At 64.0% G+C, this 24,926-nt stretch carries 30 protein-coding genes; 10 read left to right on the top strand and 20 right to left on the bottom strand.

Features of this window, described 5'->3' with window-relative positions:
* Window positions 1-15 precede the first annotated feature (15 nt).
* On the bottom strand, window positions 16-2,310 hold the full coding sequence (locus D2V07_RS08415; RefSeq protein ID WP_407641590.1) for an NADP-dependent malic enzyme: 2,295 nt from the start codon (window positions 2,308-2,310) through the stop codon (window positions 16-18).
* A gap of 85 nt (window positions 2,311-2,395) precedes the next feature.
* Here D2V07_RS08415 and mutS point away from each other — a divergent pair, with 85 nt between their 5' ends.
* Both mutS and D2V07_RS08405 read left to right on the top strand, forming a co-directional pair.
* The gene (mutS, locus tag D2V07_RS08410; protein ID WP_119586526.1) at window positions 2,396-5,014 is read left to right on the top strand and encodes a DNA mismatch repair protein MutS; all 2,619 of its coding nucleotides are present in this window, start codon (window positions 2,396-2,398) and stop codon (window positions 5,012-5,014) included.
* Window positions 5,015-5,052: 38 nt separating this feature from the next.
* Entirely contained in the window at window positions 5,053-5,466 is a 414-nt protein-coding gene (locus D2V07_RS08405; RefSeq protein WP_119586525.1) for a YidH family protein, read from the top strand.
* Here D2V07_RS08405 and D2V07_RS08400 read toward each other — a convergent pair.
* The 4 genes from D2V07_RS08400 to gluQRS form a co-directional block, all read right to left on the bottom strand.
* Window positions 5,463-5,807: a hypothetical protein gene (locus D2V07_RS08400; RefSeq protein ID WP_233548307.1), complete on the bottom strand. Its 345-nt coding sequence runs from the start codon at window positions 5,805-5,807 to the stop codon at window positions 5,463-5,465. The genes D2V07_RS08405 and D2V07_RS08400 overlap by 4 nt on opposite strands.
* Window positions 5,808-5,870: 63 nt before the next feature.
* On the bottom strand, window positions 5,871-6,452 hold the full coding sequence (locus D2V07_RS08395; protein ID WP_119586524.1) for a cob(I)yrinic acid a,c-diamide adenosyltransferase: 582 nt from the start codon (window positions 6,450-6,452) through the stop codon (window positions 5,871-5,873).
* Between the two features lies 1 nt (window position 6,453).
* Entirely contained in the window at window positions 6,454-6,681 is a 228-nt protein-coding gene (locus D2V07_RS08390; protein ID WP_119586523.1) for a hypothetical protein, read from the bottom strand.
* A complete protein-coding gene (gluQRS, locus tag D2V07_RS08385; RefSeq protein ID WP_119586522.1) occupies window positions 6,678-7,541 on the bottom strand; it encodes a tRNA glutamyl-Q(34) synthetase GluQRS in 864 nt (287 codons plus the stop codon). The genes D2V07_RS08390 and gluQRS overlap by 4 nt, the downstream gene beginning before the upstream one ends.
* A gap of 122 nt (window positions 7,542-7,663) precedes the next feature.
* Here gluQRS and D2V07_RS08380 point away from each other — a divergent pair, with 122 nt between their 5' ends.
* A complete protein-coding gene (locus D2V07_RS08380) occupies window positions 7,664-8,269 on the top strand; it encodes an HNH endonuclease (protein ID WP_119586521.1) in 606 nt (201 codons plus the stop codon).
* A gap of 61 nt (window positions 8,270-8,330) precedes the next feature.
* Here D2V07_RS08380 and D2V07_RS08375 read toward each other — a convergent pair whose 3' ends face one another.
* The 7 genes from D2V07_RS08375 to dksA all read right to left on the bottom strand — a co-directional run bounded on the left by D2V07_RS08375 (window position 8,331) and on the right by dksA (window position 14,343).
* Complete coding sequence (locus tag D2V07_RS08375) at window positions 8,331-9,161, bottom strand: N-acyl homoserine lactonase family protein (protein WP_119586520.1); 831 nt, start codon at window positions 9,159-9,161, stop codon at window positions 8,331-8,333.
* A 94-nt stretch (window positions 9,162-9,255) separates the two neighbouring features.
* Window positions 9,256-10,482: a kynureninase gene (gene kynU, locus D2V07_RS08370; RefSeq protein ID WP_119586519.1), complete on the bottom strand. Its 1,227-nt coding sequence runs from the start codon at window positions 10,480-10,482 to the stop codon at window positions 9,256-9,258.
* Complete coding sequence (locus D2V07_RS08365; RefSeq protein WP_119586518.1) at window positions 10,479-11,273, bottom strand: tryptophan 2,3-dioxygenase; 795 nt, start codon at window positions 11,271-11,273, stop codon at window positions 10,479-10,481. Before D2V07_RS08365 ends, kynU begins: the two co-directional genes overlap by 4 nt.
* 36 nt (window positions 11,274-11,309) lie before the next feature.
* Window positions 11,310-11,705 (bottom strand): DUF4112 domain-containing protein, encoded by a 396-nt coding sequence (locus tag D2V07_RS08360; protein WP_119586739.1) that lies wholly within the window; start codon window positions 11,703-11,705, stop codon window positions 11,310-11,312.
* A gap of 96 nt (window positions 11,706-11,801) precedes the next feature.
* Entirely contained in the window at window positions 11,802-13,283 is a 1,482-nt protein-coding gene (locus D2V07_RS08355; RefSeq protein WP_119586517.1) for an ABC transporter substrate-binding protein, read from the bottom strand.
* Between the two features lie 63 nt (window positions 13,284-13,346).
* Entirely contained in the window at window positions 13,347-13,706 is a 360-nt protein-coding gene (locus D2V07_RS08350) for a PilZ domain-containing protein (RefSeq protein ID WP_119586516.1), read from the bottom strand.
* Window positions 13,707-13,884: 178 nt separating this feature from the next.
* Window positions 13,885-14,343 carry an RNA polymerase-binding protein DksA gene (gene dksA / locus D2V07_RS08345; protein ID WP_119586515.1) on the bottom strand — a complete coding sequence of 153 codons (459 nt, stop codon included), beginning with the start codon at window positions 14,341-14,343 and terminating at the stop codon, window positions 13,885-13,887.
* Between the two features lie 279 nt (window positions 14,344-14,622).
* Between dksA and D2V07_RS08340 the strand changes: the two genes are divergently transcribed.
* Window positions 14,623-14,952 carry an SEL1-like repeat protein gene (locus tag D2V07_RS08340; protein ID WP_119586514.1) on the top strand — a complete coding sequence of 110 codons (330 nt, stop codon included), beginning with the start codon at window positions 14,623-14,625 and terminating at the stop codon, window positions 14,950-14,952.
* Between the two features lie 41 nt (window positions 14,953-14,993).
* On the opposite strand, the gene D2V07_RS08335 is transcribed toward D2V07_RS08340, so the two are convergent.
* Genes D2V07_RS08335 through D2V07_RS08315 form a run of 5 tightly spaced genes read right to left on the bottom strand, consistent with a single transcriptional unit; the run spans window position 14,994 to window position 18,308 of the window.
* The gene (locus D2V07_RS08335; protein ID WP_119586513.1) at window positions 14,994-16,130 is read right to left on the bottom strand and encodes a GNAT family N-acetyltransferase; all 1,137 of its coding nucleotides are present in this window, start codon (window positions 16,128-16,130) and stop codon (window positions 14,994-14,996) included.
* A gap of 10 nt (window positions 16,131-16,140) precedes the next feature.
* On the bottom strand, window positions 16,141-16,917 hold the full coding sequence (locus D2V07_RS08330; RefSeq protein WP_119586512.1) for a glycerophosphodiester phosphodiesterase family protein: 777 nt from the start codon (window positions 16,915-16,917) through the stop codon (window positions 16,141-16,143).
* Complete coding sequence (locus D2V07_RS08325; RefSeq protein ID WP_119586511.1) at window positions 16,904-17,365, bottom strand: RidA family protein; 462 nt, start codon at window positions 17,363-17,365, stop codon at window positions 16,904-16,906. Before D2V07_RS08325 ends, D2V07_RS08330 begins: the two co-directional genes overlap by 14 nt.
* Window positions 17,362-17,991, bottom strand: a complete 630-nt coding sequence (locus D2V07_RS08320; RefSeq protein ID WP_119586510.1) for an HAD family hydrolase — start codon at window positions 17,989-17,991, stop codon at window positions 17,362-17,364. Before D2V07_RS08320 ends, D2V07_RS08325 begins: the two co-directional genes overlap by 4 nt.
* The gene (locus tag D2V07_RS08315) at window positions 17,988-18,308 is read right to left on the bottom strand and encodes a DUF3572 family protein (RefSeq protein ID WP_119586509.1); all 321 of its coding nucleotides are present in this window, start codon (window positions 18,306-18,308) and stop codon (window positions 17,988-17,990) included. Before D2V07_RS08315 ends, D2V07_RS08320 begins: the two co-directional genes overlap by 4 nt.
* Window positions 18,309-18,333: 25 nt before the next feature.
* On the opposite strand from D2V07_RS08315, the gene D2V07_RS08310 reads away from it, so the two are divergent.
* From D2V07_RS08310 to D2V07_RS08295, 4 genes are all read left to right on the top strand, one after another.
* The gene (locus D2V07_RS08310; protein ID WP_119586508.1) at window positions 18,334-18,723 is read left to right on the top strand and encodes a response regulator; all 390 of its coding nucleotides are present in this window, start codon (window positions 18,334-18,336) and stop codon (window positions 18,721-18,723) included.
* A 135-nt stretch (window positions 18,724-18,858) separates the two neighbouring features.
* A complete protein-coding gene (locus D2V07_RS08305; RefSeq protein WP_119586507.1) occupies window positions 18,859-19,101 on the top strand; it encodes an acyl carrier protein in 243 nt (80 codons plus the stop codon).
* Between the two features lie 7 nt (window positions 19,102-19,108).
* A complete protein-coding gene (gene spt / locus D2V07_RS08300; RefSeq protein ID WP_119586506.1) occupies window positions 19,109-20,359 on the top strand; it encodes a serine palmitoyltransferase in 1,251 nt (416 codons plus the stop codon).
* Between the two features lie 51 nt (window positions 20,360-20,410).
* Window positions 20,411-20,842 carry an OsmC family protein gene (locus tag D2V07_RS08295; RefSeq protein WP_119586505.1) on the top strand — a complete coding sequence of 144 codons (432 nt, stop codon included), beginning with the start codon at window positions 20,411-20,413 and terminating at the stop codon, window positions 20,840-20,842.
* Here D2V07_RS08295 and D2V07_RS08290 read toward each other — a convergent pair.
* The 3 genes from D2V07_RS08290 to D2V07_RS08280 are packed head-to-tail and all read right to left on the bottom strand — an operon-like array spanning window position 20,814 to window position 22,693.
* Window positions 20,814-21,506, bottom strand: coding sequence for an aquaporin (locus D2V07_RS08290; protein WP_199698755.1), 693 nt, complete (start codon window positions 21,504-21,506; stop codon window positions 20,814-20,816). The genes D2V07_RS08295 and D2V07_RS08290 overlap by 29 nt on opposite strands.
* Window positions 21,499-22,026 carry an arsenate reductase ArsC gene (locus D2V07_RS08285; protein ID WP_119586504.1) on the bottom strand — a complete coding sequence of 176 codons (528 nt, stop codon included), beginning with the start codon at window positions 22,024-22,026 and terminating at the stop codon, window positions 21,499-21,501. The genes D2V07_RS08290 and D2V07_RS08285 overlap by 8 nt, the downstream gene beginning before the upstream one ends.
* Before the next feature lie 16 nt (window positions 22,027-22,042).
* A complete protein-coding gene (locus D2V07_RS08280) occupies window positions 22,043-22,693 on the bottom strand; it encodes a YqaA family protein (protein WP_119586503.1) in 651 nt (216 codons plus the stop codon).
* A gap of 270 nt (window positions 22,694-22,963) precedes the next feature.
* Between D2V07_RS08280 and D2V07_RS08275 the strand changes: the two genes are divergently transcribed.
* Window positions 22,964-23,608: a hypothetical protein gene (locus D2V07_RS08275; protein ID WP_119586502.1), complete on the top strand. Its 645-nt coding sequence runs from the start codon at window positions 22,964-22,966 to the stop codon at window positions 23,606-23,608.
* On the top strand, window positions 23,595-24,926 hold the full coding sequence (locus tag D2V07_RS08270; RefSeq protein ID WP_119586501.1) for a DNA-packaging protein: 1,332 nt from the start codon (window positions 23,595-23,597) through the stop codon (window positions 24,924-24,926). The genes D2V07_RS08275 and D2V07_RS08270 overlap by 14 nt, the downstream gene beginning before the upstream one ends.

The following is a 24,926-nucleotide window of genomic DNA, read 5'->3' as shown; positions in this document are numbered from 1 at the left end:
AATGGCGATCTGTTCCTAACCCACGATGCCTGCGCTCGCCAGCACGGCCAGCGTCAGCACGTCGGGCGCGATGGATGTCATCGGCGCGATCTGAACCGGCTTTTCGGAGCCGATCATCATCGGCCCGATAACCGCATCGCCCGAAAGTTCGCGCAGCAGCTTGGCAGAGAGGTTCGCCGACTGCAGGCCCGGCATGATCAGCACGTTGGCGGGGCCCGACAGGCGGCTGAACGGATAGAGCGCCATGACCTTTGGATTGAGCGCCGCATCCGGGGCCATCTCGCCCTCGTATTCGAAATTCACGTTTTCATCGGCGTCCAGTATCGCCACGGCCTCGCGGATGTTGCCCAGCCACTGGCCCGACGGGTTGCCGAACGTGGAGTACGAAAGGAAGGCCACGCGGGGTTCGTGCCCCATGCGGCGGGCGACGGCAGCGGTCTCTATTGCGATATGGGCGAGCTGCGCGGAGGTCGGTCGTTCGTTGATCGTCGTGTCGGCGAGGAACGTGGTGTGGTTCTTGCCCAGCACCATGTGGATGCCGAAAGGCGTTGCACCTTCCTTGGCATCCAGCACCTTGCCGATATCGCGGGCAGACTGGCTGAACGGACGGGTCAGGCCGGTGATCATGCCATCACCCTTGCCGAGCGCCACCAGCAGGGCGGCGAACACGTTGCGTTCCTGGTTGACCATGCGGCGCACGTCCCGCTCGGTATAGCCGCGCCGCTGTAGCCGCTGGTAGAGATAGTCCACCATCGGTTCGATCTCGTCGTAGTTGGCCGAGTTGGCGATCTCGTAGCTTTCCGGGTCGTCCACCTTGAGCTCGCGCAGCTTCTCCAGCACGCGCTCCGTCCTGCCAACGAGGATAGGTGTGCCATAACCGAAATCGCGGAACTGGATCGCCGCGCGCAGCGAAACGTCTTCCTCGCCCTCGGCGAATACCATGCGCTTCGGATTGGCCTTGGCGTCTTCATAGACGCGGGTCAGCGCCGCGGTGGTGGGGTTCAGACGGCTGCGGAGACGCAGGGTATATTCGTCGAAATCCTCGATCGGTGCCTGCGCCACGCCGGAATCCATCGCCGCCTTGGCGACGGCGCAGGAAACCCTCTCCATCAGGCGCGGATCGAACGGGGCGGGAATGATGTATTCGCGGCCGAACTGCTGGTTCATGCCATAGGCCGCTGCGACTTCCTCGGGCACGCGCTCGCGGGCGAGCTCTGCAATCGCACGGGCAGCGGCAACCTTCATTTCCTCGTTGATGGCCGTCGCGCGGACATCCAACGCACCGCGGAAGATGAAGGGGAAGCCGAGCACGTTGTTGACCTGGTTGGGAAAGTCGCTGCGGCCCGTCGCGATAATGGCATCGGGACGCACGGCCTTGGCCTCGTCCGGCATGATTTCGGGGGTGGGATTGGCCATGGCGAAGATGATCGGCTGGTCGGCCATCTTCGTCACCCATTCGGGCTTCAGCGCACCGGCGGCGGACAGTCCCAGGAAGATATCCGCGCCTACCAGCGCCTCTTCCAGGGTGCGTGCATCGGTGGGCACGGCATGGGCGCTCTTCCACTGGTCCACATCCGCGCGCCCCGGATAGATCGGGCCGGAGCGGTCGCAGACGATGACGTTCTCGTGGGGCACACCAACGGACTTGATAAGCGCGGTGCAAGCGAGGGCGGAGGCGCCCGCACCGTTCACCACGACCTTGCAGTCCTTAAGCTCGCGGCCCGTCAGGTGCGCGGCATTGATAAGGCCGGCCACGGCGATGATGGCGGTGCCGTGCTGGTCGTCGTGCATGATCGGGATCTTCATGCGTTCGCGCAGCGCCTGCTCGATGATAAAGCACTCTGGCGCCTTGATATCTTCCAGATTGATGCCGCCGAAGGTCGGCTCCATCAGGGCCACTGCCTCGATGAACTTCTCGGGGTCTTCCGTGTCGAGCTCGATATCGATGGAATCGACGTCCGCGAACCGCTTGAACAGTACCGCCTTGCCTTCCATCACGGGCTTGGATGCCAGCGCGCCAAGGTTCCCCATGCCAAGGATTGCCGTGCCGTTGGAAATTACGGCGACGAGATTGGACCGGGCGGTGTAGCGTGCGGCATTGGCCGGATCGTCGGCAATCGCCTGGACCGGAACGGCCACGCCGGGAGAATAGGCCAGGCTCAGGTCGCGCTGCGACGTCATTGGCTTGGAAGCGATGATCTCGATCTTACCGGGCCGGATCGTCTCGTGATAGAATAGCGCCTCACGTTCGGTGAAACTGGAATTCTTTTCTTCTGCCAAACTGCTTCTCCAAGTGATGCTGCCCGCCATAGAGGCCAAATGCCTTCCGCGATAGGGGAAAGCCAGGGTGGCGCTCTTTCCGAATCGGCGCGCTGCCCTGTAACCGGGTAGCCGTATGGCCGGCACCGCAACCCCTATGATGCAGCAGTATTTCGACCTCAAGGCAGAGGCCGGAGACAGCCTTCTGTTCTACCGCATGGGCGACTTCTTCGAACTGTTCTTCGACGATGCGAAGACGGCGGCGGGCGTGCTCGACATCGCGCTGACCACGCGCGGCGAACATGACGGCAACCCCGTCCCGATGTGCGGCGTGCCGGTCCATTCGGCGGAGAACTATCTGGCCCGCCTGATCCGCGCCGGATGCCGGGTGGCGATCGCCGAGCAGGTCGAGACGCCCGACGAGGCGAAGGAACGTGCGAAGCGTGAAGGCACCCCCTCGTCGAAGGCGCTGGTGAAACGCGATATCGTGCGTTTCGTCACTGCCGGCACGCTGACCGAAGAAGCGCTGCTGGAACCGCGCCGGGCCAACATGCTGGCCGCCGTATGCGAGGTGCGCGGGGCCTGCGGCGTGGCCGCGTGCGATATCTCGACCGGCGCGATGCAACTGGAAGAATGTGCTCCCGAACGCCTGCCCGGCGTATTGGCGCGGATCGGCGCGAGCGAGGTGGTGGCACCCGAAGACTGGAGCGAGGCGCCCTTCGATGCCGTGGTGCGTCCGCGCGCGGACTTCGCCAGCGATCCCGGCGAAGCGCGGTTGAAAAAGGTTCACGGCGTCGCGACGCTGGATGGCTTCGGCCAGTTCAGCCGCGCGATGCTGGCAGCGGCCGGCGGACTGGTGGCCTACCTCGAACATGCAGGCCGCGGATCCCTGCCGCTGCTGCTGCCGCCCACCGCGCGCACCAGCGGCGAACATATGGCGATGGACGAGGCAACGCGTGCCTCGCTGGAAATCCTTGCCAGCCAGCAGGGCGGCCGGGCCGGCAGCCTGATCGCGGCCATCGATCGCTGCGTAACCGGCGCGGGAGCGCGCCAACTGGCCGAAGACCTTTCCGCGCCTCTCGCCGACCGCGGCGCAATCGAGGCACGCTTGGCGCTGGTCGATTACATGCTTCGCGACCCCCTGCTGCGCGGGGATCTGCGAACCATGCTGCGCAGCCTGCCGGACATTGGCCGGGCCCTGGGCCGCCTTGTCGCCGGGCGCGGCTCTCCGCGCGATCTTGGGCAGATTCGCGACGGCCTTTCCGAAGCGCGCCGTATCCACGATGTCCTGCAGGGTAAGCCCGATCGCCCCGCCCTGCTGGATGCGCTGCTGCCCGATCTTGCCGGCCACGGCGAACTGACCGATCTGCTTGCCCGCGCACTGGTGCCCTCTCCGCCGACCGAGCGCCAATCGGGCGGTTATATCGCGGAAGGGTATGATGCCGCGCTTGACGATCTGCGCGAAGTATCGGGCAATGCCAGGCGCGCCATCGCGGCGATGGAGGCGCGCTACCGCGCCGAAACCGATACGCCCTCGCTGAAGATCAGGCACAACGGGGTGCTGGGCTATTTCATCGAGGTGCCCAGCAAGCATGCCGACAAGCTGATGTCGCCCGACAGCGGCTTTACCCATCGCCAGACGATGGCCAATGCCGTGCGCTTCAACTCGCTGACCCTGCACGAGGAGGCCAACCGGATTGCGGAGGCGGGCGGGCGCGCGCTTGCCGCCGAAGAGGCGCATTTCGAGGAATTGAACGAACGCGTCGCAGCCCGGCGCAAAGCTATTGCCCGGACCGCCGCGGCGCTGGCGCGGCTTGACGTGGCGGCCGGCCAGGCCGAGCGCGCCAGCGATGGCGAGTGGTGCCGCCCGACGATTTCGGAAGAACCGCTGCTGGCGATCGAGGCTGGACGCCACCCGGTGGTGGAAGCGGCGCTGGCGGCCAATGGCGAGCGGTTCGTCGCCAACGATTGTTCGCTTTCCGACCAGGACCGGCTGTGGCTTGTCGGCGGCCCGAACATGGGCGGCAAGTCAACCTTCCTGCGCCAGAATGCGCTGATCGTGCTGATGGCGCAGGCTGGCGGGTTCGTACCGGCCAGCAGCGCTCAGATCGGGCTGGTCGACCAGTTGTTCAGCCGCGTCGGCGCGTCAGACAACCTTGCCCGCGGGCGCTCCACGTTCATGGTCGAGATGGTGGAGACGGCGGCAATCCTCTCGCAGGCCGGACAGCGCAGCTTCGTGATCCTGGACGAGGTGGGCCGGGGCACCAGCACTTACGACGGGCTTGCACTGGCCTGGGCCGTGGCTGAGGCGATCCACGAGACGAACCAGAGCCGCTGCCTGTTCGCCACGCACTATCACGAACTGGCGCGACTGGCCGAGACGTGCGAGGCGCTCTCCCTCCACCATGTGCGGGCGAAGGAATGGAAGGGCGACCTGGTTCTTCTCCACGAACTTGCCGAGGGGGCTGCCGATCGGTCCTACGGCCTCGCCGTTGCCAAACTGGCAGGCGTACCTGCGCCCGTAGTGAAGCGGGCGCGCAGCGTTCTCGACAAACTGGAAAAAGGGCGCGCGGAAACCGGCGGCCTAGCGGCTGGGCTTGGCGACCTGCCGCTGTTCGCGGCCAGCCTGGCGGCGGAAGAGGAGAAGTGCGACACCCTGCGCGAAAAGCTGCGCGAAACCGATGTCGATGCCCTGTCCCCGCGTGATGCGCTCGACCTGCTTTACGAGCTCAAGCGCGAGGCGGATTCCAGCTAGGCAGTTGCAATCGCCCGCTTTCGTATTAGCGTGCCACGATGGCCGTGAGCGATCCCGAACGAGAAGAAGACTCTTCCACCCAGTGGGCGGAGAGCCGGACCGACTGGGCCGAGGACCGCACCATCATGGCGCTGGAGCGTACCTTTGCGGGATGGATGCGAACTGCCTTCGCCGCGATTGCCATTGGCGTGGGCTTCAGAGCCCTTTTCGGTGAGTTCGATCCGCCGTGGCTGGCCAAGGCCATTGCCACGGCGTTCATCGCACTCGCCATCCTGATCGCACTGAGTGCAGAGCGGCGCGCGTGCAAGGCGTTCAACCGCCTGTCATCGCACGCCGTCGACTCGCCCAAAATGCCGAATATCCGGTTGCTCGCGTGGTCGATCTCTGCCGGCGCTGCCACCCTGATCGCGGCACTGTGGGTGCTGAACGACGGGACGATTTCTACCGTTTAGGTGCCATCGCCACGAAGACCGTCGGGCTTGGCATCCTTGCCGAGCTTGTCGACATTGTCGTCGTGGTTGGGCTCACCCGCGTAGGCGTTCATGTCGATCCGGCCGGAACTTTCCATGTCGCGCATGCGATCGACGGTGTCCTGCGTCGAATTGCCGAAAATGCCGGTGCCGTTGGGCCCGCGCTCGCTCTCTGTCGGCATTTGCGTGGTCACGGTGGTGCGGCGCGCTTCTTCGGACACTTCCTGCGCCTGCATGCGGTGATCGTCCTGCTCGTCGTTGTGCATTTCCGGCGCGAGGCCAGCCATGCGCTGTTCCTTGGATTCGGCGTTCTTGTCGGTCATGGAAATCTCCTTTGCCCCATCAACGGGCGGCAAAGGGGACAGGTTCCGGATCGGAAGACCGGACTAGCGGTTGGCGCCCGGCACCCACTTCACATCTTCCTTGCCGCCATCGTTGGCAACGCGGGCAGCGACGAACAGCCAGTCGGACAGGCGATTGATATAGGAAAGCGCGGCAGGGTTTACCGGCTCGGCCTCGGCAAGGGCCGTCATGCTGCGTTCGGCCCGGCGGGCAACGGTGCGGGCATGGTGCAGCCGCGCGGAAAGCTCGCTGCCACCGGGCAGCACGAAGCTGGTGAGCGGCTCCAGCGACTCGTTCAACGCGTCGATACGGCTCTCGACATGCTCGACCTGCGAGCCGACGATGCGCAGCACCATTTCGGACGGCTCGAAATCGTCGCCGCCGATCTCTCCGAGAGGGGTTGCAAGGTCTGCACCCAGATCGAACAGGGCATTCTGGAAGCGGAACAGGTCGGCCTTCAGCTCGCCATCGGCGACAACGGCGGCAAAGCCGAGCGCGGCATTCGCCTCGTCCACATCGCCAACCGCCTGCAATCGCGCAGCGTGCTTTGGCAGGCGCGATCCATCGACGAGGCCGGTCGTGCCGTCGTCACCGGTGCGCGTGTAGATCTTGTTGAGCTTGACCACCCTAACTGTTCACCATCAGCAACACGGCTACGACGACGATCGCCAGCGCCTGATACTTGATACGCGAGAACATGGCGGCGTTCTGCCGTTCCATCAGTTCCTTGGAGTTCTCGCCGCCGCTCTCGAGGTCGACTTTCGTCGTCTGCAAAAAGGCGACGATGCCGCGCACCAGCGAGACAACGGCCATGATGGCGAAAATGGCGAGGAGGATAATGAGGAATGTATTCATGAACTACCATGTGGGAAGCGTGAAAGGGTAATGCCACACGGCATTTGGCCTATGCGCAGCCGCTCCGCAAGCGCGCGGCCATCTTCGCCCGCTTCCCGCATTGCCGTCAGCCCCCAGCCCGACCCGCGTTCACCGGACTGGCGGCTTTTGGCGAGCTTGCGTCCGTCGCCCTCCAGCATCAGCGCATGGTGGTGCCACATCGGTACCGGCAGGCCGAGCAGTTCCTGCAGCACGCGGTGGATGTGGCTGGCGAAAAACAGGTCCGCCCCGCGCGTTACCAGCGTCACCCCGTCGGCGGCATCGTCCAGCGTGGCGGCAAGGTGGTAGCCGGCGGGTGCATCCTTGCGCACCAGCACCACGTCGCCCAGTTCGCGCGGGTCGGCGGCGATGCAGCCGGCGGTCTCGTCCTCCCAGAACAGCTCCCCAGTACGCGCCAGGGCAGCGTCCATGTCCAGCCGCAGGGCGGACGGGCGCGACAGGTCGACATGCTTGTGCTTGCAGGTGCCGGGATAGACCAGACCTTCGGGGCCCATGCGCGGCTCCAGCGCCTGGATTTCCGCGCGGGTGCAGGTGCAGCGGTAGAGCAGCCCATCGGCCATCAGCCGCCGGGCGGCCACCTCGTAACTGCCCAGCCGCGCCGACTGGGCGGCCACCTCTTCCCATTCCAGACCCAGCCATTCGAGATCGCGGCGAAAGTCATCCACCAGTTCGGGGCGGGAACGGGCACCATCGATATCCTCGATCCGCAGCAGGAATCGCCCGCCCGCCTCGCGCGCCAGATCGTGCGCCACCACTGCCGAGTAGGCATGGCCAAGGTGCAGCGGGCCGTTGGGGCTGGGGGCGAAACGGGTAACGATCATGCGCGTCTCGCATAGGACATTAGCCGCGCCCTTGTGAATATCACTGTGGATAGACTGTCTGTAACAGGGTTGACGCATCGGCGTGCAAGTGCATTTTCAAACGCATCAGGGAGGACACCAACGTGTTCAAAGCCGAACTGATCGAACGGGCCGCGAAATTCCGGAGCGCGGCGGATGACCCGACCCGGACGCTGGAAAGCTGCCCGGCGCTCGTGCTCAATGCCGACTACACGCCGCTCTCCTATTACCCCCTCAGCCTCTGGCCTTGGCAGACCGCGATCAAGGCGGTTTTCCTCGAGAGGGTGGACATCGTCGCCAGCTATGACCGGGCGGTCCACTCCCAATCGCTGGACATGAAAGTGCCCAGCGTGATCGCCCTGCGGCAGTACGTGAAGACCAGCGAGTTTCCCGCCTTCACCCGCTTCAACCTGTTCCTGCGCGACAAGTTCAGCTGCCAGTACTGTGGCAGCCAGCAGCACCTGACCTACGATCACGTGATCCCGCGCCGACAAGGTGGCAAGACGACGTGGGAGAACATCGCCACCGCCTGCGCGCCGTGCAACATGAAGAAGGGCGGACGCACGCCAAAGCAAGCCGGGATGCACCTCGTGAGGCCGATCCGCCCGACCAGCTGGCAATTGCAGCAGCACGGCAAGGCCTTCCCGCCCAACTACCTGCACGAAACCTGGCGCGACTGGCTCTACTGGGACATCGAGCTGGAGGAATAGGGCGCGAACGTGGAACGCCGAAAGAGGTGTTTCGCGAGACCTTCTGCTTCAGACTTCCCAGCTAATGCGACGCTTCCGGGAATAGCGCCAGTTTCGCAATGTCTTCAGGTTCGTGCTGAATGACCAAAGTCGCGCCGAGCTGGTCTGCGACATCCCTGATCCTGTCCATCGATGCCAACGACTCTGCTCGACTTGTGTTGAAACCAGGCACTCCCCTGCGGCTCCAGTTTTCACGAAAGTGGACCGCATCACCAGAAAGCAAAATTGGCCCGCGATCTGCCAACCGGACCAGCAGTGACCGGTGCCCTGGGGTGTGGCCGGGTGTCTTGAGCATGATGACCGACCCGTCGCCGAATACGTCGTGATCATACGTGACCGTCTGCACAGTGCTGCCCCCGGAAATCCACGGTGTGAAACTGGCCGACAGATCCTGCCGCGCGTTGACGACATCCCAATCTCGCCGGTCAATCAACAGTGTCGAGCTACCAAAGTCGGCTGCCTGCCCGGTATGGTCGTAGTGATAATGGCTGATCCCGACGAAATCGATCTGGTCGGGCGTTATTCCCAGTTCGGCAAGTTGCCCGATGACACTTCGATTAAGGCTCATACGGTCGGTACCGCTTTCTTCCTTTGTGCCCTCCAGCGCCTTTGGCAGGCCTGTGTCCCAGAGAATAAACCGTTCGCCATTGCGGATCAGGTAACAACTGTCGGTGAATTCCATGCTGCGGCCCGGATACAGGAAACTGTCCGAGTAATCGTCCAAGTTCCCGATCTCGATAGTGCCACAATCGAGCCGCCACATTTCGACGACGGGGGGTTCGGCAGCGTTCATGGAGACAGGGACGCTGGATGCTATAACTCCAGCCGCGATTGAAAAAAAATTCTTCTTCATGAGCCTGTTGCCTTTGCCGGTCGCCGTAACGCTTTCGCAATATGCCCCGGTGGTTCGTAGGCGCAATAGCCGGCTTTCATTCAATGGACCGCACTCAGGTCACTTGGCCCCGCTCCGCATATTTCGCCTTCCGCCATTCGCCGCTGTCGAGAATGTCCCGCAACTCGCTCACCGCTCTCCAGCAATCGGCGAAGCGCACGTAGGCAGGGGCAAAGCCGAGGCGCAGCACATCGGGCGCGCGGAAATCGCCCACCACCCTGCGCGCGATCAGGGCCTGGCACAGTTCGTAGGCGTGCTCGTGCCGGAAGGAGAGCTGGCTTCCGCGCCGCTCGGGGTCTTCTGGTGAAATGCACGGCAGTTCAGGCACGACCGCTGCCGTCGCTGCGCGCGTAAATTCGGATAGCTGGCGCGATTTTGCCACCAGCGCCTCGATCCCGATGCCCGCCATCAGGTCTACGCCCACTTCCAGCGCGCTCATCGAAACGATCGGCGGCGTGCCGCACAGTAGCTGGTCTACGCCTGGCGCAGGCGTGTAGTCGTCGGCAAATTTGAACGGCTTTGCATGACCCATCCAGCCGCTGAGCGGTTGCTGCAAGTCTGCATGATGCCGCTCCGCCACCCAGGCGAAGGCCGGGGCGCCGGGGCCGCCGTTCAGGTACTTGTAGCCGCAGCCAACCGCGAAATCCGCGCCCGCGCCATTCAGGTCCACCGGCACCGCGCCGACAGAGTGCGACAGGTCCCACAGCACCAGCGCGCCAGCATCGTGGGCGGCCTTCGTCAGCCGCGCCATGTCGAACATTGCGCCGGTCTTGTAATGCACGTGGGTGAGCAGCAGCAGCGCCACATCATCATTCAGCGCGCTTTCGATATCGGCGCGGTCGGCCAGTCGCCGCTCGGCCAGTCTCTGCTTCTCCAGCCCGTCGATCATGTAGAGATCGGTGGGGAAATTGCCCGGCTCGGACAGCACGACCTTGCGGCCCTGCTGCATCGCGAGCGCCGCGCTGATCAGCTTGAACAGGTTTACCGAAACGCTGTCGGCCACCACCACCTCGTGCGGCTGCGCGCCAACCAGTGGAGCGATCTTTGCACCAATGCGTTGCGGCAGGTCAATCCAGTTCGCCGTATTCCAGCTGGAAATCAGCCCCTCACCCCACTCATCGCGCACGACTTCGGCAACTCGGTCCGGCGTAGCACTTGGCAAGGCGCCCAGCGAATTGCCATCGAGGTAGGCGAGGTCTTCATCGATAATGAAATCGCTGCGGTGCGCCGCCAGGGGATCGGCGGCGTCCAACCGCGCGGCTTCGGCTTGCCAGTCGGTCAAATCTCCGTCCTCACGGCCAGCAGTTCGGGGAAGAAGCCCAGCTTCAGCACGCTTTCCAGATAGGGGACGCCCGCCGTGCCGCCGGTGCCGCGCTTGAAGCCGATCACCCGCTCCACCGTCTTGAGGTGTCCGAACCGCCAGCGCTGGAAATGGTATTCTAGGTCCACCAGCTTTTCGGCCAGTTCGTAGAGATCCCAGTATTTCTGCGGTTCGCGATAGACCCTCGCCCATGCTTCGGTCACCACGCCCAGTGGTTCGTGCGGCGCTTTCAGGTCGCGGTCGAAGATTTCGTCCGGCAAATCGAAAGCCCGCCGCTGCAACAAGCGCAGCACCTCGCCGTAAAGACTGGGGCGCGCCAGTTCGGCCTTCAGCTTTGCTGCCACCTCTGGCGTTGCCTCGTGCATGGTCACCATGTCCGGATTGCGACCGCCCAGGATGAATTCCATCAGCCGGTATTGCGCCGACTGGAAGCCGCTGGAATTGCCCAGGTGCGGCCTCACCAGCGAATAGTCATGCGGGGTCATGGTGGAAAGCACGTCCCAGCTGGAAATCAGCTGCCGCTGCGCCTGCGCCACGCGGGCCAGCATCTTGAAGGCAGGGCCTAGCGTATCCGCCACGATCAGCTCGCGCGCGGCCTCCAATTCATGCAGGCACAATTTCAGCCACAGCTCGCTGGCCTGGTGGACGATGATGAACAGGAACTCGTCATGCGCATCGGATGCCGGATGCTGCGCCGACAGGATGCGGTCCAGGTCGAGGTAGGATGAATAGGTAACGTCGCGCTTGGCCATGGTCTCTCGCCTAAGGCAAACCGGTCTCGAAAGAAACTACTGGTCGATCACTTTCGTATGCGGGTGATGCTTGTCGAGATGCTTCTTCACGATGCGGAGGTTGCGGGTGTTGGAGCGGAACATGAAGTCGAACACGTCGCCCACCATCGGCACCGCGCCTACTGCGGTGTCGAAAGCGACATTGCCCGCCATGCGCGCCAGTTTCCATTTGGGCATGCCCAGATTGCGGGCTTCCCACACGATCCAGCCGCCCATGCCCATGGCGATGATGTCACCCACCACCGGCACCAGACCGATGATCGCATCGAGACCCACGGGGCGATTGATGCCAGGGACGGTAAAGCTGCGCTCCAGCACCATTTCCATCGCCTCTATGCGGCGTCGGATCGAGGCGGCATCCTTGCCCAGCGGCAGGTCCCGAACGGTGTTCATGCGCCGTGCGCGCCCTTCGCCGCGCGCCGGCTCGGGCTCCATCACTGTCAGTTTCGATTCCGGCGTATCGGCCATGAAGCGTTATCTCCTCCGCCTCTATCTGGGTATCTGCGCCAGTTCGGGCAAGGGATGGAAGGCGTAGGGATTAGGCAGGAAGGCATCCACGCTGCCGCGCACCAGTGACCAGCGCAGCGGTGCGCCTATGGGTATGTAGACGTTGGCCAGCGTCAGTTCCGCCTCTGCCTGCGCCATGGCACGGGCGCGCAGGGTCGGGTCCAGTTCGGCCAGTGCAGCCTCTACCAGGGCATCGACATTCTCGTCACACAGCCCGCGGTTAAGGCTGCAATGGAACTGGTTGAGGAACCAGCGCGGAGCGGGATAGCGAGCGACCCGGTCGATCAGCAGCAGATCGGCACCGCGCGCATCCTCGGCACGTTCCAGGCGAAGGCCGACATTGGCCAGTTGCCCGGCCAGATCGCGAAACAGCAGGTCCCAGCCCGGCCCCTCTCCCAAAGCGATGGTAACTGTGGCGGGCTGCGCAAGGTCGCCCTCATCGAACTGGCGCCGCCATGCGGAAATGCGCGAGGCGGCCTCTGCACGGCGTTCCTCGATGGGCTGATCCGCCCATCGCTCGCGCAACAGGCCGGGATCTCCGGGCAGGCCGGGGGAGACAGGCCGGGTGGTCGCTACCCAGCCGCCGATATTGTATCGCGCCATCAGTGCCGGGCGGTCGATGGCCATGGCCAGCCCCTCTCGCACCCCGGTGTTCGACAGCAGCCCGCTTTCTGCGCGCACCTGGATACCGAACAGGCCGAAGGTGGAATCGAGCCGCAAGGTGCCCGACGACAGCGGCCCTGTTTCGACCAAAGGAAAATCGCCGAGGGTCCCGCCGATCACGGCCTCGGCCTCGCCGCTGTCGAACAGGGCGATCGCGTCATCGGCAGCGAGAACGTGAAGACGGATCTCGCGCACGGTCTCCTGCCACTGCTCGTCCTCTGGCAGCCCGCGCTCCAGCGGCGGCTTGAAGTTGAGAGTAATTTCCTCCCCGTCGCGCTGCATCGTCATCGGCCCGGTTTCTGCGCCCGGCTGGCGCAGCGCCAGTTCCGGCTGGGCGAGCAGTTGCAGCAGGTAGGGTTCGGGCGTCGACAGGCGCAGTTCGATCACCCGGCCGGCCATGGCGCGCACCTCGTCTACCGGGGCGAGATCCTGCGCCAGCGACGTGCCTTCCAGGCCGTCTATCGCGTCCACCAGTGCATCGCGAACACTCGCAGCAGTGAGTTCGCTGCCATCGGGCCAGGTCCCTTCACGCAGGCGGAAGATGAAGCTGCGCCCGTCATCGGTGACGATCCAGCGTTCGGCCAGGGCGGGTACGGTCTCACCCTGCGCATTGAGCGCGACGAGACCCGATTGCGTGGCCGCGCGCACGTGCTGCGCCGGTTCGGACAGCCGCAGGCTGGTGGTGAGGACGCTTTCCGGCGTGCCGATCAGCGCGACGTCCACCGCGCCATCGCTGCTCGAATCGCAAGCTGCGAGGCCCAGTCCAAAGGCGGCGAGGATCAGGAGATGGCGGGCGTTCATGCCCGCAGCGATAGGCCCGGGCGAAGGCGGCTTCAACCCAGCTTTGGGCTTTGGCCCAAGAGCCTAGAGCTTGAGAATACGCTTACCGTCAGCGCCGAAGACCTGCCTGGTCGCGGCGCCATGGTTCACCGTGGAACCGCTGACATTTGCGCGGGCCTGCTTGGGGTCAATCTCGTCGACGAAGGCGATGCCGAAGCGGCTTTCCTGCTTCCATGCCACGGTGCCTTCGACCCAGCCGATATTGCGAAGCTCGACCTCGACTAGCGCACCGCGGATCACTTTCACATCGCCTTCGGCCATCATCCCGCCGGCGGACAGGTTGCGGACCTTCACGCGAAAGACTTCGTCGCGCCCGTCCACGCGCAACTGTGCCAGCAGGAACAGGCTGTCGCGATCGACCTGGCGGGTATCCACATTGCTCATGGCGGCGGGCTCTTCGTCTGTGTTGCGTCTCGCTCGTCACCCAGCCACGAAGCGCCACGAAAGGGCGAAACGCGGCGGGCCGTTGAAATGACGCCAGCGGCATGCAGCGCAAATGACTAACCGTTTGCTAATTTATCGGCTGCGGATCCAACCTGTCCCATTGCGGGCCAGTTGAAAATCAGTCGTCGCGGGAGATCTTCTCGCGCCGCTCGTGCGCCTGCTGGGCTTCCACGGTCATGGTGGCGATGGGGCGTGCGATAAGGCGGTTGATGCCGATGGGTTCGCCGGTCTTGTCGCACCAGCCGTATTCACCCTCGTCGATGCGGCGCAGGGCGGCATCGATCTTGGAGATGAGTTTGCGCTGCCGGTCGCGCGTGCGCAGCTCGATACCCCAGTCGGTTTCGCTGGAGGCGCGGTCGTTCAGGTCGGGCTCGCGGATGGGGCCATCCTGCAAGTTCTGCAGTGTCCCCTCCGATGCCTGCACGATGCTGCGCTTCCATTCCAGCAACAGGACGCGGAAATAGTTGAGCTGCTTTTCCGACATGTACTCTTCATCCTCGCCCGGCGAATAGTCAGCGGGCAGGGCGCGCTTCGCCTTCGCGAGAATGTCGATATCGTCATGGGTGGCGGTGGCCATTCAGTCACTCCGAAAACCGATCGGTGAAGGCTTCCCCTGCTGCACCCGGCGACCGCCCCGATTGAAATCGGGATCTATCCCCCCGGCTGCTGAAGCCGTCGTGAGGCGCGCCTATAGGGCGAGGGCAAAGTCGGCACAAGCAGCAATCGCGAGAAGCCCCCCGACACGCGCGAAATGCATAAATCTCCAGCCCCGTTAACCATTTCTTGACCACGTTCATCAAAACATCGCTTCACCCGGAAGCAATCCGACCGGGACAGCAACAGGGGACCAACGATCATGGAACTTGCCAAGATCGAGACATTTGCAAAGATCGAACCGGCCGACGTTTCGGGCGCGGACATGCTGGTGGCACGCTGCCTGGCAGCGGCATCGGACGGCGACACCAATGCTTTTTACGACCTGGGCGTCGCCTATTCGACCGGCAGCCACGGCGTAGGCTGCGACCTTATCGAAGCGCACAAGTGGTTTAACCTCGCCGCCTCGCAGGGGCATGAGGCTGCCAGCTGGTGCCGGGCCGATGTGTCGGACGAGATGACGGCGCGGGAAATTGCCGAAGCGCAGCGCCGTGCGCGCGAATGGCTGCGCGGTGAAGCCGCCGCCGCCTGAACAGCGCTCGAACCGGACCGTGGCACGGTCCGGACTAGGGTTTAGCCCTTCTTGAAGGGCGTGCGTTCGGCCAGGTGAAGCCTGTCCATGCCTACGCCCATGCGTTCGCGGGAGAGAAAGTCCTCCACCGCATCGCGAAAGCCCGGATCGGCGAGGTAGTGCATCGACACCGTCGCCACCGGCTCATAACCGCGGGCCAGCTTGTGCCCACCCTGCGCCCCCGCCTCCACGCGGGCAAGGCCCAGGTCGATCGCCGCATCGATGGCGCGGTAATAGCATAGCTCGAAATGCAGGAAGCGCCTGTCGGCAAGGCATCCCCAATAGCGCCCGTAGAGCGCTTGTCCGCCAATAAAGTTGAGCGCGCCTGCGATCGGGTGGCCATCCTCGTAAGCTAGCAGCAGCAGCAGGCGGTCGGCCATGCGCTCCCCCATCAGGTCGAAAGCTTCGCGCGTAAGGTAGGGGGTGCCCCATTTGCGCGCGCCGGTGTCCTGGTAGAAAAGCCAGAAGGCATCCCAGTGCTCGGGCCGGATATCTTCGCCGGTCAGCACCTTTATCTCCAGCCCCTCGTTCGCGGCACGCCGTTCCTTGCGCAGGTCCTTGCGCTTGCGACTGGTCAGATCTTCCAGAAATGCGTCGAAACTGGCGTAATCGCGGTTGTACCAGTGGAACTGGATATCCTCGCGCCGCAGCCAGCCAGCGTTGGCAAACAGTTGCTGCTGAACGGGCTCGATGAAGGTGGCATGGGCGCTGGACCAGCCGTTCTGCCGCACCAGTTGTTCGGCAGAACGCAGCAAAGGCAGGGCATGAGCATCGTCGGCCAGCAACAGCCGCGGGCCGGTGGCGGGGGTGAACGGTACGCTGATCTGGTACTTGGGGTAATACTCGCCGCCGGCGCGGTGCCAGGCGTCCGCCCATGCGTAGTCGAACACGTATTCGCCCTGACTATGCCCCTTCAGGTAGCCCGGCAGCGCTCCCAGAAGCTTTCCGGCACCGTCTTCCAGCAGCAGCGGCGCAGCCTGCCAGCCGGTGCCGGGACCCACGCTGCCCGAATCCTCCAGCAGGGTGAGGAAGGCGTGGCTGGTAAACGGATTGTCAGGGCCTGCCAGCGCGTCCCATTCGGCGGCGTCGATCGTGCCGACGCCCGGAGCGATCCTGGCAGTGAGGGAAGATTCGGCCATCGGTGCCAATCTAGGCACCCGCCTCCCACGCCGCTACCCCTGGCCCTTCGACTATGGGGATGGCGCCCGCCTTCAGCGCCGTTTCGACCTGAGCCGCGCTGCGCACGGTCCAGCTGAAGAGCGGCTGCCCTTTACGCACCTGCCTGCGCGAAAGGCTGCTGGGCAGGTCGCGAATGTCGAGGGCGAGGAAATCGGCGCGCGAATGCGATACGGCCAGTCTGCGTTTGATCGCGGCGGCCAGGGTGCGGGAATTCTGCTCCGTCACCACCAGTCCGCCCGGCACGTCAGGCTCCCGCTCGGCAAACCAGCGCGGGATCCGGGGATCGAAGCTCATGATCGCGACCGCACCCCGGTAACCATCCAAATCGCGGCGCACCGCGCGGCACAGCGCATCGATGGGACGACGATCGTCGCTTTTCAGTTCCAGCAGAACCGGCACCTGGCCCGCGATCAAGTCGAGAGTATCGCGCAGGGTAGGAATCTTCTCTTCGCTGCCGGTCAGCGCGAGGGCCGTGAGTTCTCCCACCGGGCGTACCCCCATGGCTCCTGCCTGGTCCGTCAGCCGCTCCAGGTCCGCATCGTGGAACACCACAGCGCGCCCGTCGCTGCTCTTGCGCACATCGCATTCGATGCCGAGCCCGGCTCCTATCGCGGCGCGGAAAGCAGCGAGCGAGTTCTCCGGCACGCCCGCATCGTGCAGCCCGCGGTGGGCGTAGGCGCACGATTGCAGCGCGGCTATACTTGTGGCCCGATCAGAAACGGGCCGATCCGGTTCAGGCCGATCCAAGGGCGATCACCGCGTCCACTTCCACCGCCGCGCCGACGGGCAGGCTCGGCACACCCACCGCCGCGCGGGCGTGGCGACCCTTGTCGCCGAACACCTCGGCCATCAGGTCGGACGCGCCGTTGATCACCTTGTGCTGGTCGGTGAAGTCCGGTGTGCAGGCAACGAACCCGCCCAGCTTCACGATCCGCTCCACCCTGTCGAGCGAGCCGATCTCTGCCTTCAGCTGCGCCAGGATCATCATGCCGCAGGCCCGCGCCGCGGCGATCGCGCGGTCAAGCTCCACATCCTTGCCCAGTGTTCCGGTAACCACCTCGCCATCGACGAACGGCAGCTGACCGGACACGAAAGCCAGGTCGCCATGCACCATCACCGGCACATAGCTTGCCAGCGGGGGCGATACTTCGGGAAGGGCGATTCCGAGTTCTTTCAGGCGTGCCTCGATGCTCATGCTTTCTCTCCGTGAAGGGTTTCCCTGATCCATGGCAGAGCCTCTGCCCAATTGTCTATCCGCGCATGGGCGTGACCCGCCTCGAGTGCGCAGGGCACGTACGGGGAGATCGACGGCTCGCCGCAGAAGTGCAGGCGATGAACCTGCGGCGCCACCTCCATCGCGGACCTGTGATGCTGGGCGATGTCGTCGATGAATACGATCCGCTCCGCCCCGTGCTCCTCGACGATGCGCGACAGTGCATCGCCCTTGGGGCCCTGGTTGGTAAAGACCGGCGCTGCGATGCCCAGTGCTTCGAGCTGGCGGCGGCGCGCCGCGTTGCGTTCGTCTACCAGGTTGGTCAGCACCACCACATCGGCTTCGCGCTGCAGGTCGCGGATTGCTTCTATCGCGCCCTCGATCGGCTCCTGCCGGTCCATCTGCGTGTCGAAGAAGCCGCCCAGCAGGCTCCAGACCTCCTCCTTGGCGACCTCCGCATCGCTGCCGCGGCGGCGCATGGACTGCACGAAGGGATCGCCGTTCAGCGCAAAATCGATGTCGTGCTCCGTATCCAGCCAGTCGCGAAAATGGCGGACCATGTGCAGCAGCACTTCGTCACAGTCAGTGACAACCAGAGGGCGTTTCATCGAATGAGATCCTTTCGGGCAGCGACAAGCGTTTCCGGCGCCACGTCCAGCGCCTGCGCCGCGCCCAGCAGGTCCGGTTCGTGCTGGCTGAGGAAATCGAGCACGGCGCGATGCGTCGAAACCTCGCCAATCGATTCGCGAAGCCCATCGGGCGAAAGGCCCGTCAGATCGAGGAACCTGTGCGCCCTGCGTTCGTCCGCCAGCACCCAACCAAGGGCGGCAAGGGCCAGTGCAGAGGCATCCTTTACGGAATCTTCACCTGTGTTAATAATTGTCAGCAGTCCGTTATAAAGATAGACGTTTGGATATCCCTCCATCGGGTCGGAGGAATTCGGGGGCTAAATGAAGAAGCGTATCCTCGTTGTCGAGGACAACGATCTAAACCGGAAACTTTTCTGCGACGTGCTTCAGGCAGGTGGTTTTTCTGTCGAGCCTGTTGCCGACGGCAACCTCGCTATCGAAGCTGCCCGTGCCTTTACGCCCAATCTGGTGGTGATGGACATCCAGTTGCAGGACGTCTCCGGCCTCGATCTCATCGCCATCCTGAAACACGATGCCGACCTGGCCGATGTGCCGGTGCTGGCCGTAACCGCCTATGCCGGAAAGGGCGACGAACAGCGTATTCGTGATTCCGGTGCGGAAGGTTACCTCGCCAAACCGGTTTCGATCGGCCCTTTCATGGCGGCGGTGAAGGGCCTTGTCGAAGACGCACCGACAGCGGTCGCCAGCTAGGACGCGCGCAAGTATCAGGCCGATTCTACAGCCCCATAGCCGGGCTGCTTGACAAGCAACCGCGCGAAAGCTTTGCCGCGCGGGCCGTGCTGCCCTATAGGGGGCAGCCTTATCAGCCTTGAGGAAATTTCCTAGATGGACCGCGCCGAAGTCGATACCCGTATCCGCTCGATCATCGAGCCCTTCAACAAGAAGGGCGTTGCCATTACCGAAGACACCACCTTTGCCGGTGACCTGGAATTCGACAGCCTGACAGTGATGGATTTCGTTGCCGAGATCGAGGACGAGTTCGACGTCATCATTTCGATGAACCAGCAGGCCGAGATCGAGAAATACGGCCAGCTCGTCGATGCCGTGCACGACCTGGTCAGCAGCTGAGGCACCCATGAGCGAAGGAATCATGCAGGCGGACCAGCCGCCCGAGCTGGCCGGCAATACGTCCGACCTTTTCAGCAAGTTCGACGATACCATCAAGCTGCGCGAGAACCTTCTCGCCAGCGGGGTGGAAGACCCGTTCAGCCTGGTGATGGAGAAAGTCCTCTCCCCCACCCGCGCCATATGCAACGGGCGCGACACGATCCTGCTGGGCACCTACAACTACATGGGCATGACGTTCGACCCGGACGTGATCGATGCCGGGCAGAGGGCGCTGGCCGATTTCGGCAGCGGTACCACCGGCAGCCGCGTGCTCAACGGCACCTACCAGGGCCACCGGGAATGCGAGGACGCGCTGCGCGAGTTCTACGGCATGGAACATGCCATGGTGTTCTCGACCGGCTACCAGGCGAACCTCGGCATCATTTCGACCATCGCGGGCAAGGGCGATTATGTGGTGCTCGACATCGATAGCCACGCCTCCATCTGGGATGGCTGCGCGATGGGCAATGCCGAGATCGTGCCGTTCAAGCACAACGATATCGTCGCCATGGAAAAGCGCCTGAAGCGCATTCCCGAAGGTGCGGGCAAACTGGTCGTGCTGGAAGGCGTCTATTCGATGCTGGGCGACGTCGCCCCGCTTGCCGAAATGGTGAAGGTCGCCAAGGACAACGGCGCAATGGTGCTGGTGGACGAGGCGCACTCCATGGGCTTCATCGGCGAAAATGGCCGCGGCGTGGTGGAAGACGCAGGGGTCATGGACGATGTCGATTTCATCATCGGCACCTTCTCCAAGAGCGTGGGCACGGTTGGCGGCTTCTGCGTGTCCAACCACCCCAAGTTCGAGATCATGCGGCTGGTGTGCCGCCCCTACGTCTTTACCGCCAGCCTGCCGCCCAGCGTGGTGGCAACGGCCGCCGCCTCCATTCGCAAGCTGATGACCGCCAAGGACAAGCGCGAGCATCTCTGGAAGAATTCGCGGCGGCTTCACTCGGGCCTTACCGAGATGGGGTTCAAGCTGGGCACGGACGAACCGCAGAGCGCCATCGTCGCCGTCATCATGCCGGACCTGGAAAAAGGCGCCGCCATGTGGAGCGCGCTGCTGACGGAGGGGCTCTATGTAAACCTTGCCCGTCCGCCGGCCACGCCCGCCAACATGACCCTGCTGCGCTGTTCGCTGTGCGCCCTGCATTCGGACGAGGAAGTCGAGACGATCCTCGGCATGTTCGAGCGCGCGGGCAAAATGGTCGGGATCATCTAGGTCCGGAACAGCGCCGCAGCCTGCACGTCTTCATAGGGAAGGAGATTCCCTATGAAGACTACCAACACAGGCAGCGCAACTTACGAAGGCCTCGGTAAAGGCGGCAAGGGCCACGTGTCCACCGGCTCGGGCGCGCTGGCTGCGCAGCCCTATGGTTTCCAGACGCGGTTCGAGGATGCGCCCGGCACCAACCCCGAAGAACTGATCGCGGCGGCCCACGCCAGCTGTTTCACGATGGCGCTCAGCTTCAAGCTGGCCGATGCGGGGCACACCGACGGCTCGGTTGTCACCCATGCCGAGGTGACGCTGGAAAAGGACGACGCCGGTTTCAAGGTGACGAAGTCAGCGCTCAAGACAAAAGCAAAGGTGCCCGGCCTCGATCAGGCGAAGTTCGAGGAACTGGCCAAGGAAGCCAAGGAAGGCTGCCCGATCTCCCGCCTGCTCGACACCGAGATCACTCTGGAGACGAAGTTCGAGGGCTGATCCCGCCTTCGAACATCCACCCCGCCAGCACCACTGCCAGGATCGTGCCTGCAATTTGCGCAGCGATAAAGCCGGGCACGTCGCCTGGCGCGATCCCGGCGAAGGTGTTGGAGAGGCTTCGCACCACGGTGATTGCCGGATTGGCAAAACTGGTTGAACTGGTGAACCAGTAAGCAGCCACGATGTAGAGAGCCACCGCCATTGGTATCGCATCCCGCCGCACCCGCACCAGCGCGAGAATCGTGAACACGAGGCCAAAGGTGGCGATGCCCTCGCCGGTCCACTGACCTATCCCTTCACGTGCCTTGGTGCTCAGCTGCATGATCGGCAGGTCGAACATCAGGTGCACCGCCCAGGCGCCCATCGCCCCTGCGGCAAGTTGAACCAGCACATAAGCCGCGCCCTCTCTCCAGCCGATCTCCCGGCGAATCGCGAAGGCCAGCGTAACCGCCGGATTGAAATGCGCACCCGAGACCGGGCCGAGCATCGCTATGATCACGAAGAGGATCGCGCCCGTGGCAAGAGTGTTGCCGAGCAGGGCAATGGCGACATTCCCGTCCGCCAGGTTTTCCGCCATCACACCTGATCCCAGCACGCCTGCGAACAGGAAGAAGCTGCCCAGCGCCTCTGCCGTCAAGCGGCGCGGCAATGTGTATTCAGCCATGCCCCGTCGCCCCCTCTGCTTCGCGCCCGATGGCAATCAGGGCGTCGCCCCATTCGCGCGGCGTCATGGCATCTTCATCCAGCGCGAGCATCCTGGCCACCCTGTCCGACAGGCGCGCATAGGCTGTTTCGAAGCTGGACATGTCGCCATCGACATGCGTGCCGTCAGGCGTCACGCCGGCGGGGTCTGGCACGCCCCAATGCGCCTGCACCGGCCTGCCGAACGCGGCGTTCATTGGCCAGATCGGACAGCTTTCGCCTCTGGCATTGTCGCATACCGTGATGACGGCGTGCATCGTTGGCGCGCCGCGCGCGAAGACCTCCCAACTCTTGGACGAGAGATCGTCGATCACATGCCCTTTCGCCGCCAGCAGTTGCAGCGCCAGCGGGTTGGGCACCCCGCGCGGGGTGCTACCCGCGGAATAAGCGGCGAAGCGTCCCGGCGCAGCGTCGCGCAGGATCACCTCGGCCAGAATTGAGCGTGCCGAATTGGCCGTGCACAGGAACAGTACGTTGCGCATCGCACTTGCCTCCTCCCTAGCGCTGGAGATCCTCCATCGAGGTGACCTGGGCGCACGGATCGCTCGAATCGCTTTCATCATCGTGGCCGCCCAGTTGGGTGATGGCCACGAAGCCGCCCACGACCAGAATGACAAAGGCGGTGGTCACCATGCCCAGGTACTTGTCGATAATCGCCTTGATCGGTGCCCCGAAGAACTGGAACAGTACGCCCACCACCATGAAGATCAGCGCCCTGCCCGCGATCGCGGCCAGCAGGAAAGTGACGAGGTTCATCTCGATGAAGCCGGCGGTGATGGTCATCAGCTTGAACGGGATCGGCGTGCCCGCCGCCAGGAATACCGCTGCCGCGCCCTGTTCGCGGATGTAGCAGGCGGCCTTGGGAAAGCTGTCCGTCAGGCCCAGCACCCCGATCAGCCATTCGCCAACGAGGTCGTAAAGGAAGTAACCGATCAGGTAACCGAACAGCCCGCCCAGCACGGAAAAGCCGGTGCAGATCAGCGCGAAACGGATCGCCTTCTTCGGCTCTGCCAGGCACATCAGCCCCAGCAGAGGGTGCGGCGGGATGGGGAAAAAGCTCGATTCGATGAAGGCGAAAAAGGCCAGCCACCACTGCGCGTGGGGATGCGCGGCCTTGGCCATCGTCCAGTTGTAAAGTCCGCGAAGCATGGAAGATCCCGAGAGGTTTTGCGGCATCTACGGCAGGCAGGAGGGTTTGCCAAGCCTCCCACCAAGTCCAACAAACTAACCTATTTGGCACTTTTGCATTGACATCGTCACGCTGTTTGGTTAGAGAAACGGAACATCGCGATAAACCGAGTCGGCCCGCACCACCGGGCTGAGGCACTTCGAGGGCGGTCCCGTTACGGGAGCCGCCCTTTTTCGTGGCCGGGCCCGGCATCGCGCAGGATTCAACAGGCAGAACCAACGGAGGGGCATGTGAGCGATATCGCCATACCCGGACCGAAATGGATACCGGCGTTTCTGGAAACGCTGGCCGAAACGCGCACCATCACGTCGGCAGTCGCCGCCAGCGGTGTTTCCAAACGGGCGGTCTATACGCAGAAAGACCGCAACCACATCTTCGCGCAAGCATGGAAAACCGCCCTGCACGAAGGCGTGGTGCGGGTGGATGAAGTGCCCGCCACGAACAGCAACGATGGCAAGTGGCAGCGCCACTTCCTCGAACTGCTTGCCGAAACGTCCAACATTCGCCTGTCCGCATCGCAGGCGAACGTGCCCCTCTCCACGGTTTATTCCAAGCGCGCCAGCGACACTGCTTTTGCCGCGAAGTGGGAAGCCGCGCTGTATGAAGGCTACACCAACCTGGAAATGGAAGTGCTGGGTTACCTGCGCGATCCCGATCCGGGCTACAAGATGGACGTGGCCAACGCCCTGCGCCTGCTGGCCGCGCACAAGGAAAGTGCCGCGCGCGAAAAGGCCCGGCGCAGCAAGCAGAACAGGGGCGACGTGCTGGCGCGCCTCAATGCCAAGATCGACCTGATGCGAGAACGCAAGGCGGCGGCGGAGAAGCTGCTGGCGGAGGACGGCATGACCCTGCCGTTGCCCGATGGACGCGATTGAGCGGGGCCGCTTCGTCTTCAATATGGAAGACAGTGACCGGCACAGGCTGCTGCGGCACTTGCCGGAAGACGAGAAGGAAACGCTGGAGGCTTACTGGCCGTTCTGGGCCCGCAGCGAACAGCTGCCGCCAGAAAGCAATTGGCGCGTCTGGCTGATCTGCGCCGGGCGCGGTTTCGGCAAGACGCGCGCCGGGGCGGAATGGGTGCGCCACATCGCGGAGGAGGACCCCTTCGCCCGCATCGCACTGGTCGCCCGATCCATCGGAGAGGCGCGCAGCGTGATGGTGGAAGGCGAGAGCGGCCTGCTCGCTTGCCACACGGGTGACGACGGGCCAGTTTTCGAACCGTCCCTGCGGCGGCTGACCTGGCCGAATGGCGCGCAGGCGACGCTATATTCGGCGCTTGAACCCGAATCATTGCGAGGGCCGCAGCACAGCCACGCCTGGTGCGATGAAATCGCCAAATGGGATAATTCTTCGGAACGCGCCATGACTTGCTGGGATAATCTGCAGATGGGTCTGCGGTTGGGAGAGCGCCCGCAAGTGCTCGCCACCACCACCCCGCGCGCCGTGCCGCTGATGCGTAGGCTGGTGGGCGACGGGACCGACCCCGATGTCGCGGTGACGCGCGGCAGCACCTATCACAATGCGGAGCACCTGCCCGCCGACTTCATCCGCGCGATGAAGCGGCAATACGGCTCCACCGCCCTGGGGCGCCAGGAGCTGAACGGCGAACTGCTGGCCGATGTCGAGGGCGCATTGTGGTCCCGCTCCATGCTGGAGAGGTGCCGCCAGGATTTGTGCCTTGAGCAGCGCATGCGCACCGTGATCGGCGTCGACCCGCCCGCCAGCGCGCGCGGCGATGCCTGCGGGATAGTGGTTTGCGCTTTAACCGAGAGCGGACAGGCCAAGGTGCTGGCCGATGCCAGCGTGGAGCGCCCCAGCCCCGAACGCTGGGCCCGCGCGGTCGCCTCTGCCGCAATGGTGTGGAAGGCCGACCGCGTGGTGGCCGAAGCCAACCAGGGCGGCGCGATGGTGGAAAGCGTGCTGCGCGCCGCCGACTGCCAGATGCCGCTGAAACTGGTCCACGCCAGCACCGGCAAGAGCGCGCGGGCCGAACCCGTCGCCGCGCTCTACGAAGCAGGCCGCGTGAACCACATCGGCACCTTCCCGCTGCTGGAAGACGAACTGTGCTGCGTAATGGCCGGCGGCGGCTACCAAGGACCGGGGAGATCGCCGGACAGGGCGGACGCGCTGGTGTGGGCGATGACCGAGCTGATGCTGGGAAGAAGGGGTGAGCCTGCTGTTCGGGCGCTATAA

Source organism: Aurantiacibacter zhengii (assembly GCF_003584125.1).
Lineage (GTDB): Bacteria > Pseudomonadota > Alphaproteobacteria > Sphingomonadales > Sphingomonadaceae > Alteraurantiacibacter > Alteraurantiacibacter zhengii.
Note: the sequence above shows the minus strand (reverse complement) of the source record. Positions and strands in the feature narration are given on the sequence as shown.

Excerpts from the sequence above, each read along its gene's own strand:
- D2V07_RS08310 (WP_119586508.1), top strand. The coding sequence starts at position 18,334 with ATGAAGAAGCGTATCCTCGTTGTCGAGGACAACGATCTAAACCGGAAA.
- D2V07_RS08415 (WP_407641590.1), bottom strand. The coding sequence starts at position 2,310 with ATGGCGGGCAGCATCACTTGGAGAAGCAGTTTGGCAGAAGAAAAGAAT.
- D2V07_RS08335 (WP_119586513.1), bottom strand. The coding sequence starts at position 16,130 with ATGGCCGAATCTTCCCTCACTGCCAGGATCGCTCCGGGCGTCGGCACG.
- D2V07_RS08270 (WP_119586501.1), top strand. The coding sequence starts at position 23,595 with ATGGACGCGATTGAGCGGGGCCGCTTCGTCTTCAATATGGAAGACAGT.
- D2V07_RS08315 (WP_119586509.1), bottom strand. The coding sequence starts at position 18,308 with ATGGAGGGATATCCAAACGTCTATCTTTATAACGGACTGCTGACAATT.
- D2V07_RS08390 (WP_119586523.1), bottom strand. The coding sequence starts at position 6,681 with ATGAATACATTCCTCATTATCCTCCTCGCCATTTTCGCCATCATGGCC.
- D2V07_RS08375 (WP_119586520.1), bottom strand. The coding sequence starts at position 9,161 with ATGAAGAAGAATTTTTTTTCAATCGCGGCTGGAGTTATAGCATCCAGC.
- gluQRS (WP_119586522.1), bottom strand. The coding sequence starts at position 7,541 with ATGATCGTTACCCGTTTCGCCCCCAGCCCCAACGGCCCGCTGCACCTT.
- D2V07_RS08325 (WP_119586511.1), bottom strand. The coding sequence starts at position 17,365 with ATGAGCATCGAGGCACGCCTGAAAGAACTCGGAATCGCCCTTCCCGAA.
- D2V07_RS08400 (WP_233548307.1), bottom strand. The coding sequence starts at position 5,807 with ATGACCGACAAGAACGCCGAATCCAAGGAACAGCGCATGGCTGGCCTC.
- D2V07_RS08350 (WP_119586516.1), bottom strand. The coding sequence starts at position 13,706 with ATGAGCAATGTGGATACCCGCCAGGTCGATCGCGACAGCCTGTTCCTG.
- D2V07_RS08295 (WP_119586505.1), top strand. The coding sequence starts at position 20,411 with ATGAAGACTACCAACACAGGCAGCGCAACTTACGAAGGCCTCGGTAAA.
- dksA (WP_119586515.1), bottom strand. The coding sequence starts at position 14,343 with ATGGCCACCGCCACCCATGACGATATCGACATTCTCGCGAAGGCGAAG.
- D2V07_RS08355 (WP_119586517.1), bottom strand. The coding sequence starts at position 13,283 with ATGAACGCCCGCCATCTCCTGATCCTCGCCGCCTTTGGACTGGGCCTC.
- D2V07_RS08280 (WP_119586503.1), bottom strand. The coding sequence starts at position 22,693 with ATGCTTCGCGGACTTTACAACTGGACGATGGCCAAGGCCGCGCATCCC.
- D2V07_RS08340 (WP_119586514.1), top strand. The coding sequence starts at position 14,623 with ATGGAACTTGCCAAGATCGAGACATTTGCAAAGATCGAACCGGCCGAC.
- spt (WP_119586506.1), top strand. The coding sequence starts at position 19,109 with ATGAGCGAAGGAATCATGCAGGCGGACCAGCCGCCCGAGCTGGCCGGC.
- D2V07_RS08285 (WP_119586504.1), bottom strand. The coding sequence starts at position 22,026 with ATGCGCAACGTACTGTTCCTGTGCACGGCCAATTCGGCACGCTCAATT.
- D2V07_RS08405 (WP_119586525.1), top strand. The coding sequence starts at position 5,053 with ATGGCCGTGAGCGATCCCGAACGAGAAGAAGACTCTTCCACCCAGTGG.
- D2V07_RS08290 (WP_199698755.1), bottom strand. The coding sequence starts at position 21,506 with ATGGCTGAATACACATTGCCGCGCCGCTTGACGGCAGAGGCGCTGGGC.
- D2V07_RS08365 (WP_119586518.1), bottom strand. The coding sequence starts at position 11,273 with ATGGCCAAGCGCGACGTTACCTATTCATCCTACCTCGACCTGGACCGC.
- D2V07_RS08305 (WP_119586507.1), top strand. The coding sequence starts at position 18,859 with ATGGACCGCGCCGAAGTCGATACCCGTATCCGCTCGATCATCGAGCCC.
- mutS (WP_119586526.1), top strand. The coding sequence starts at position 2,396 with ATGGCCGGCACCGCAACCCCTATGATGCAGCAGTATTTCGACCTCAAG.
- D2V07_RS08320 (WP_119586510.1), bottom strand. The coding sequence starts at position 17,991 with ATGAAACGCCCTCTGGTTGTCACTGACTGTGACGAAGTGCTGCTGCAC.
- D2V07_RS08360 (WP_119586739.1), bottom strand. The coding sequence starts at position 11,705 with ATGAACACCGTTCGGGACCTGCCGCTGGGCAAGGATGCCGCCTCGATC.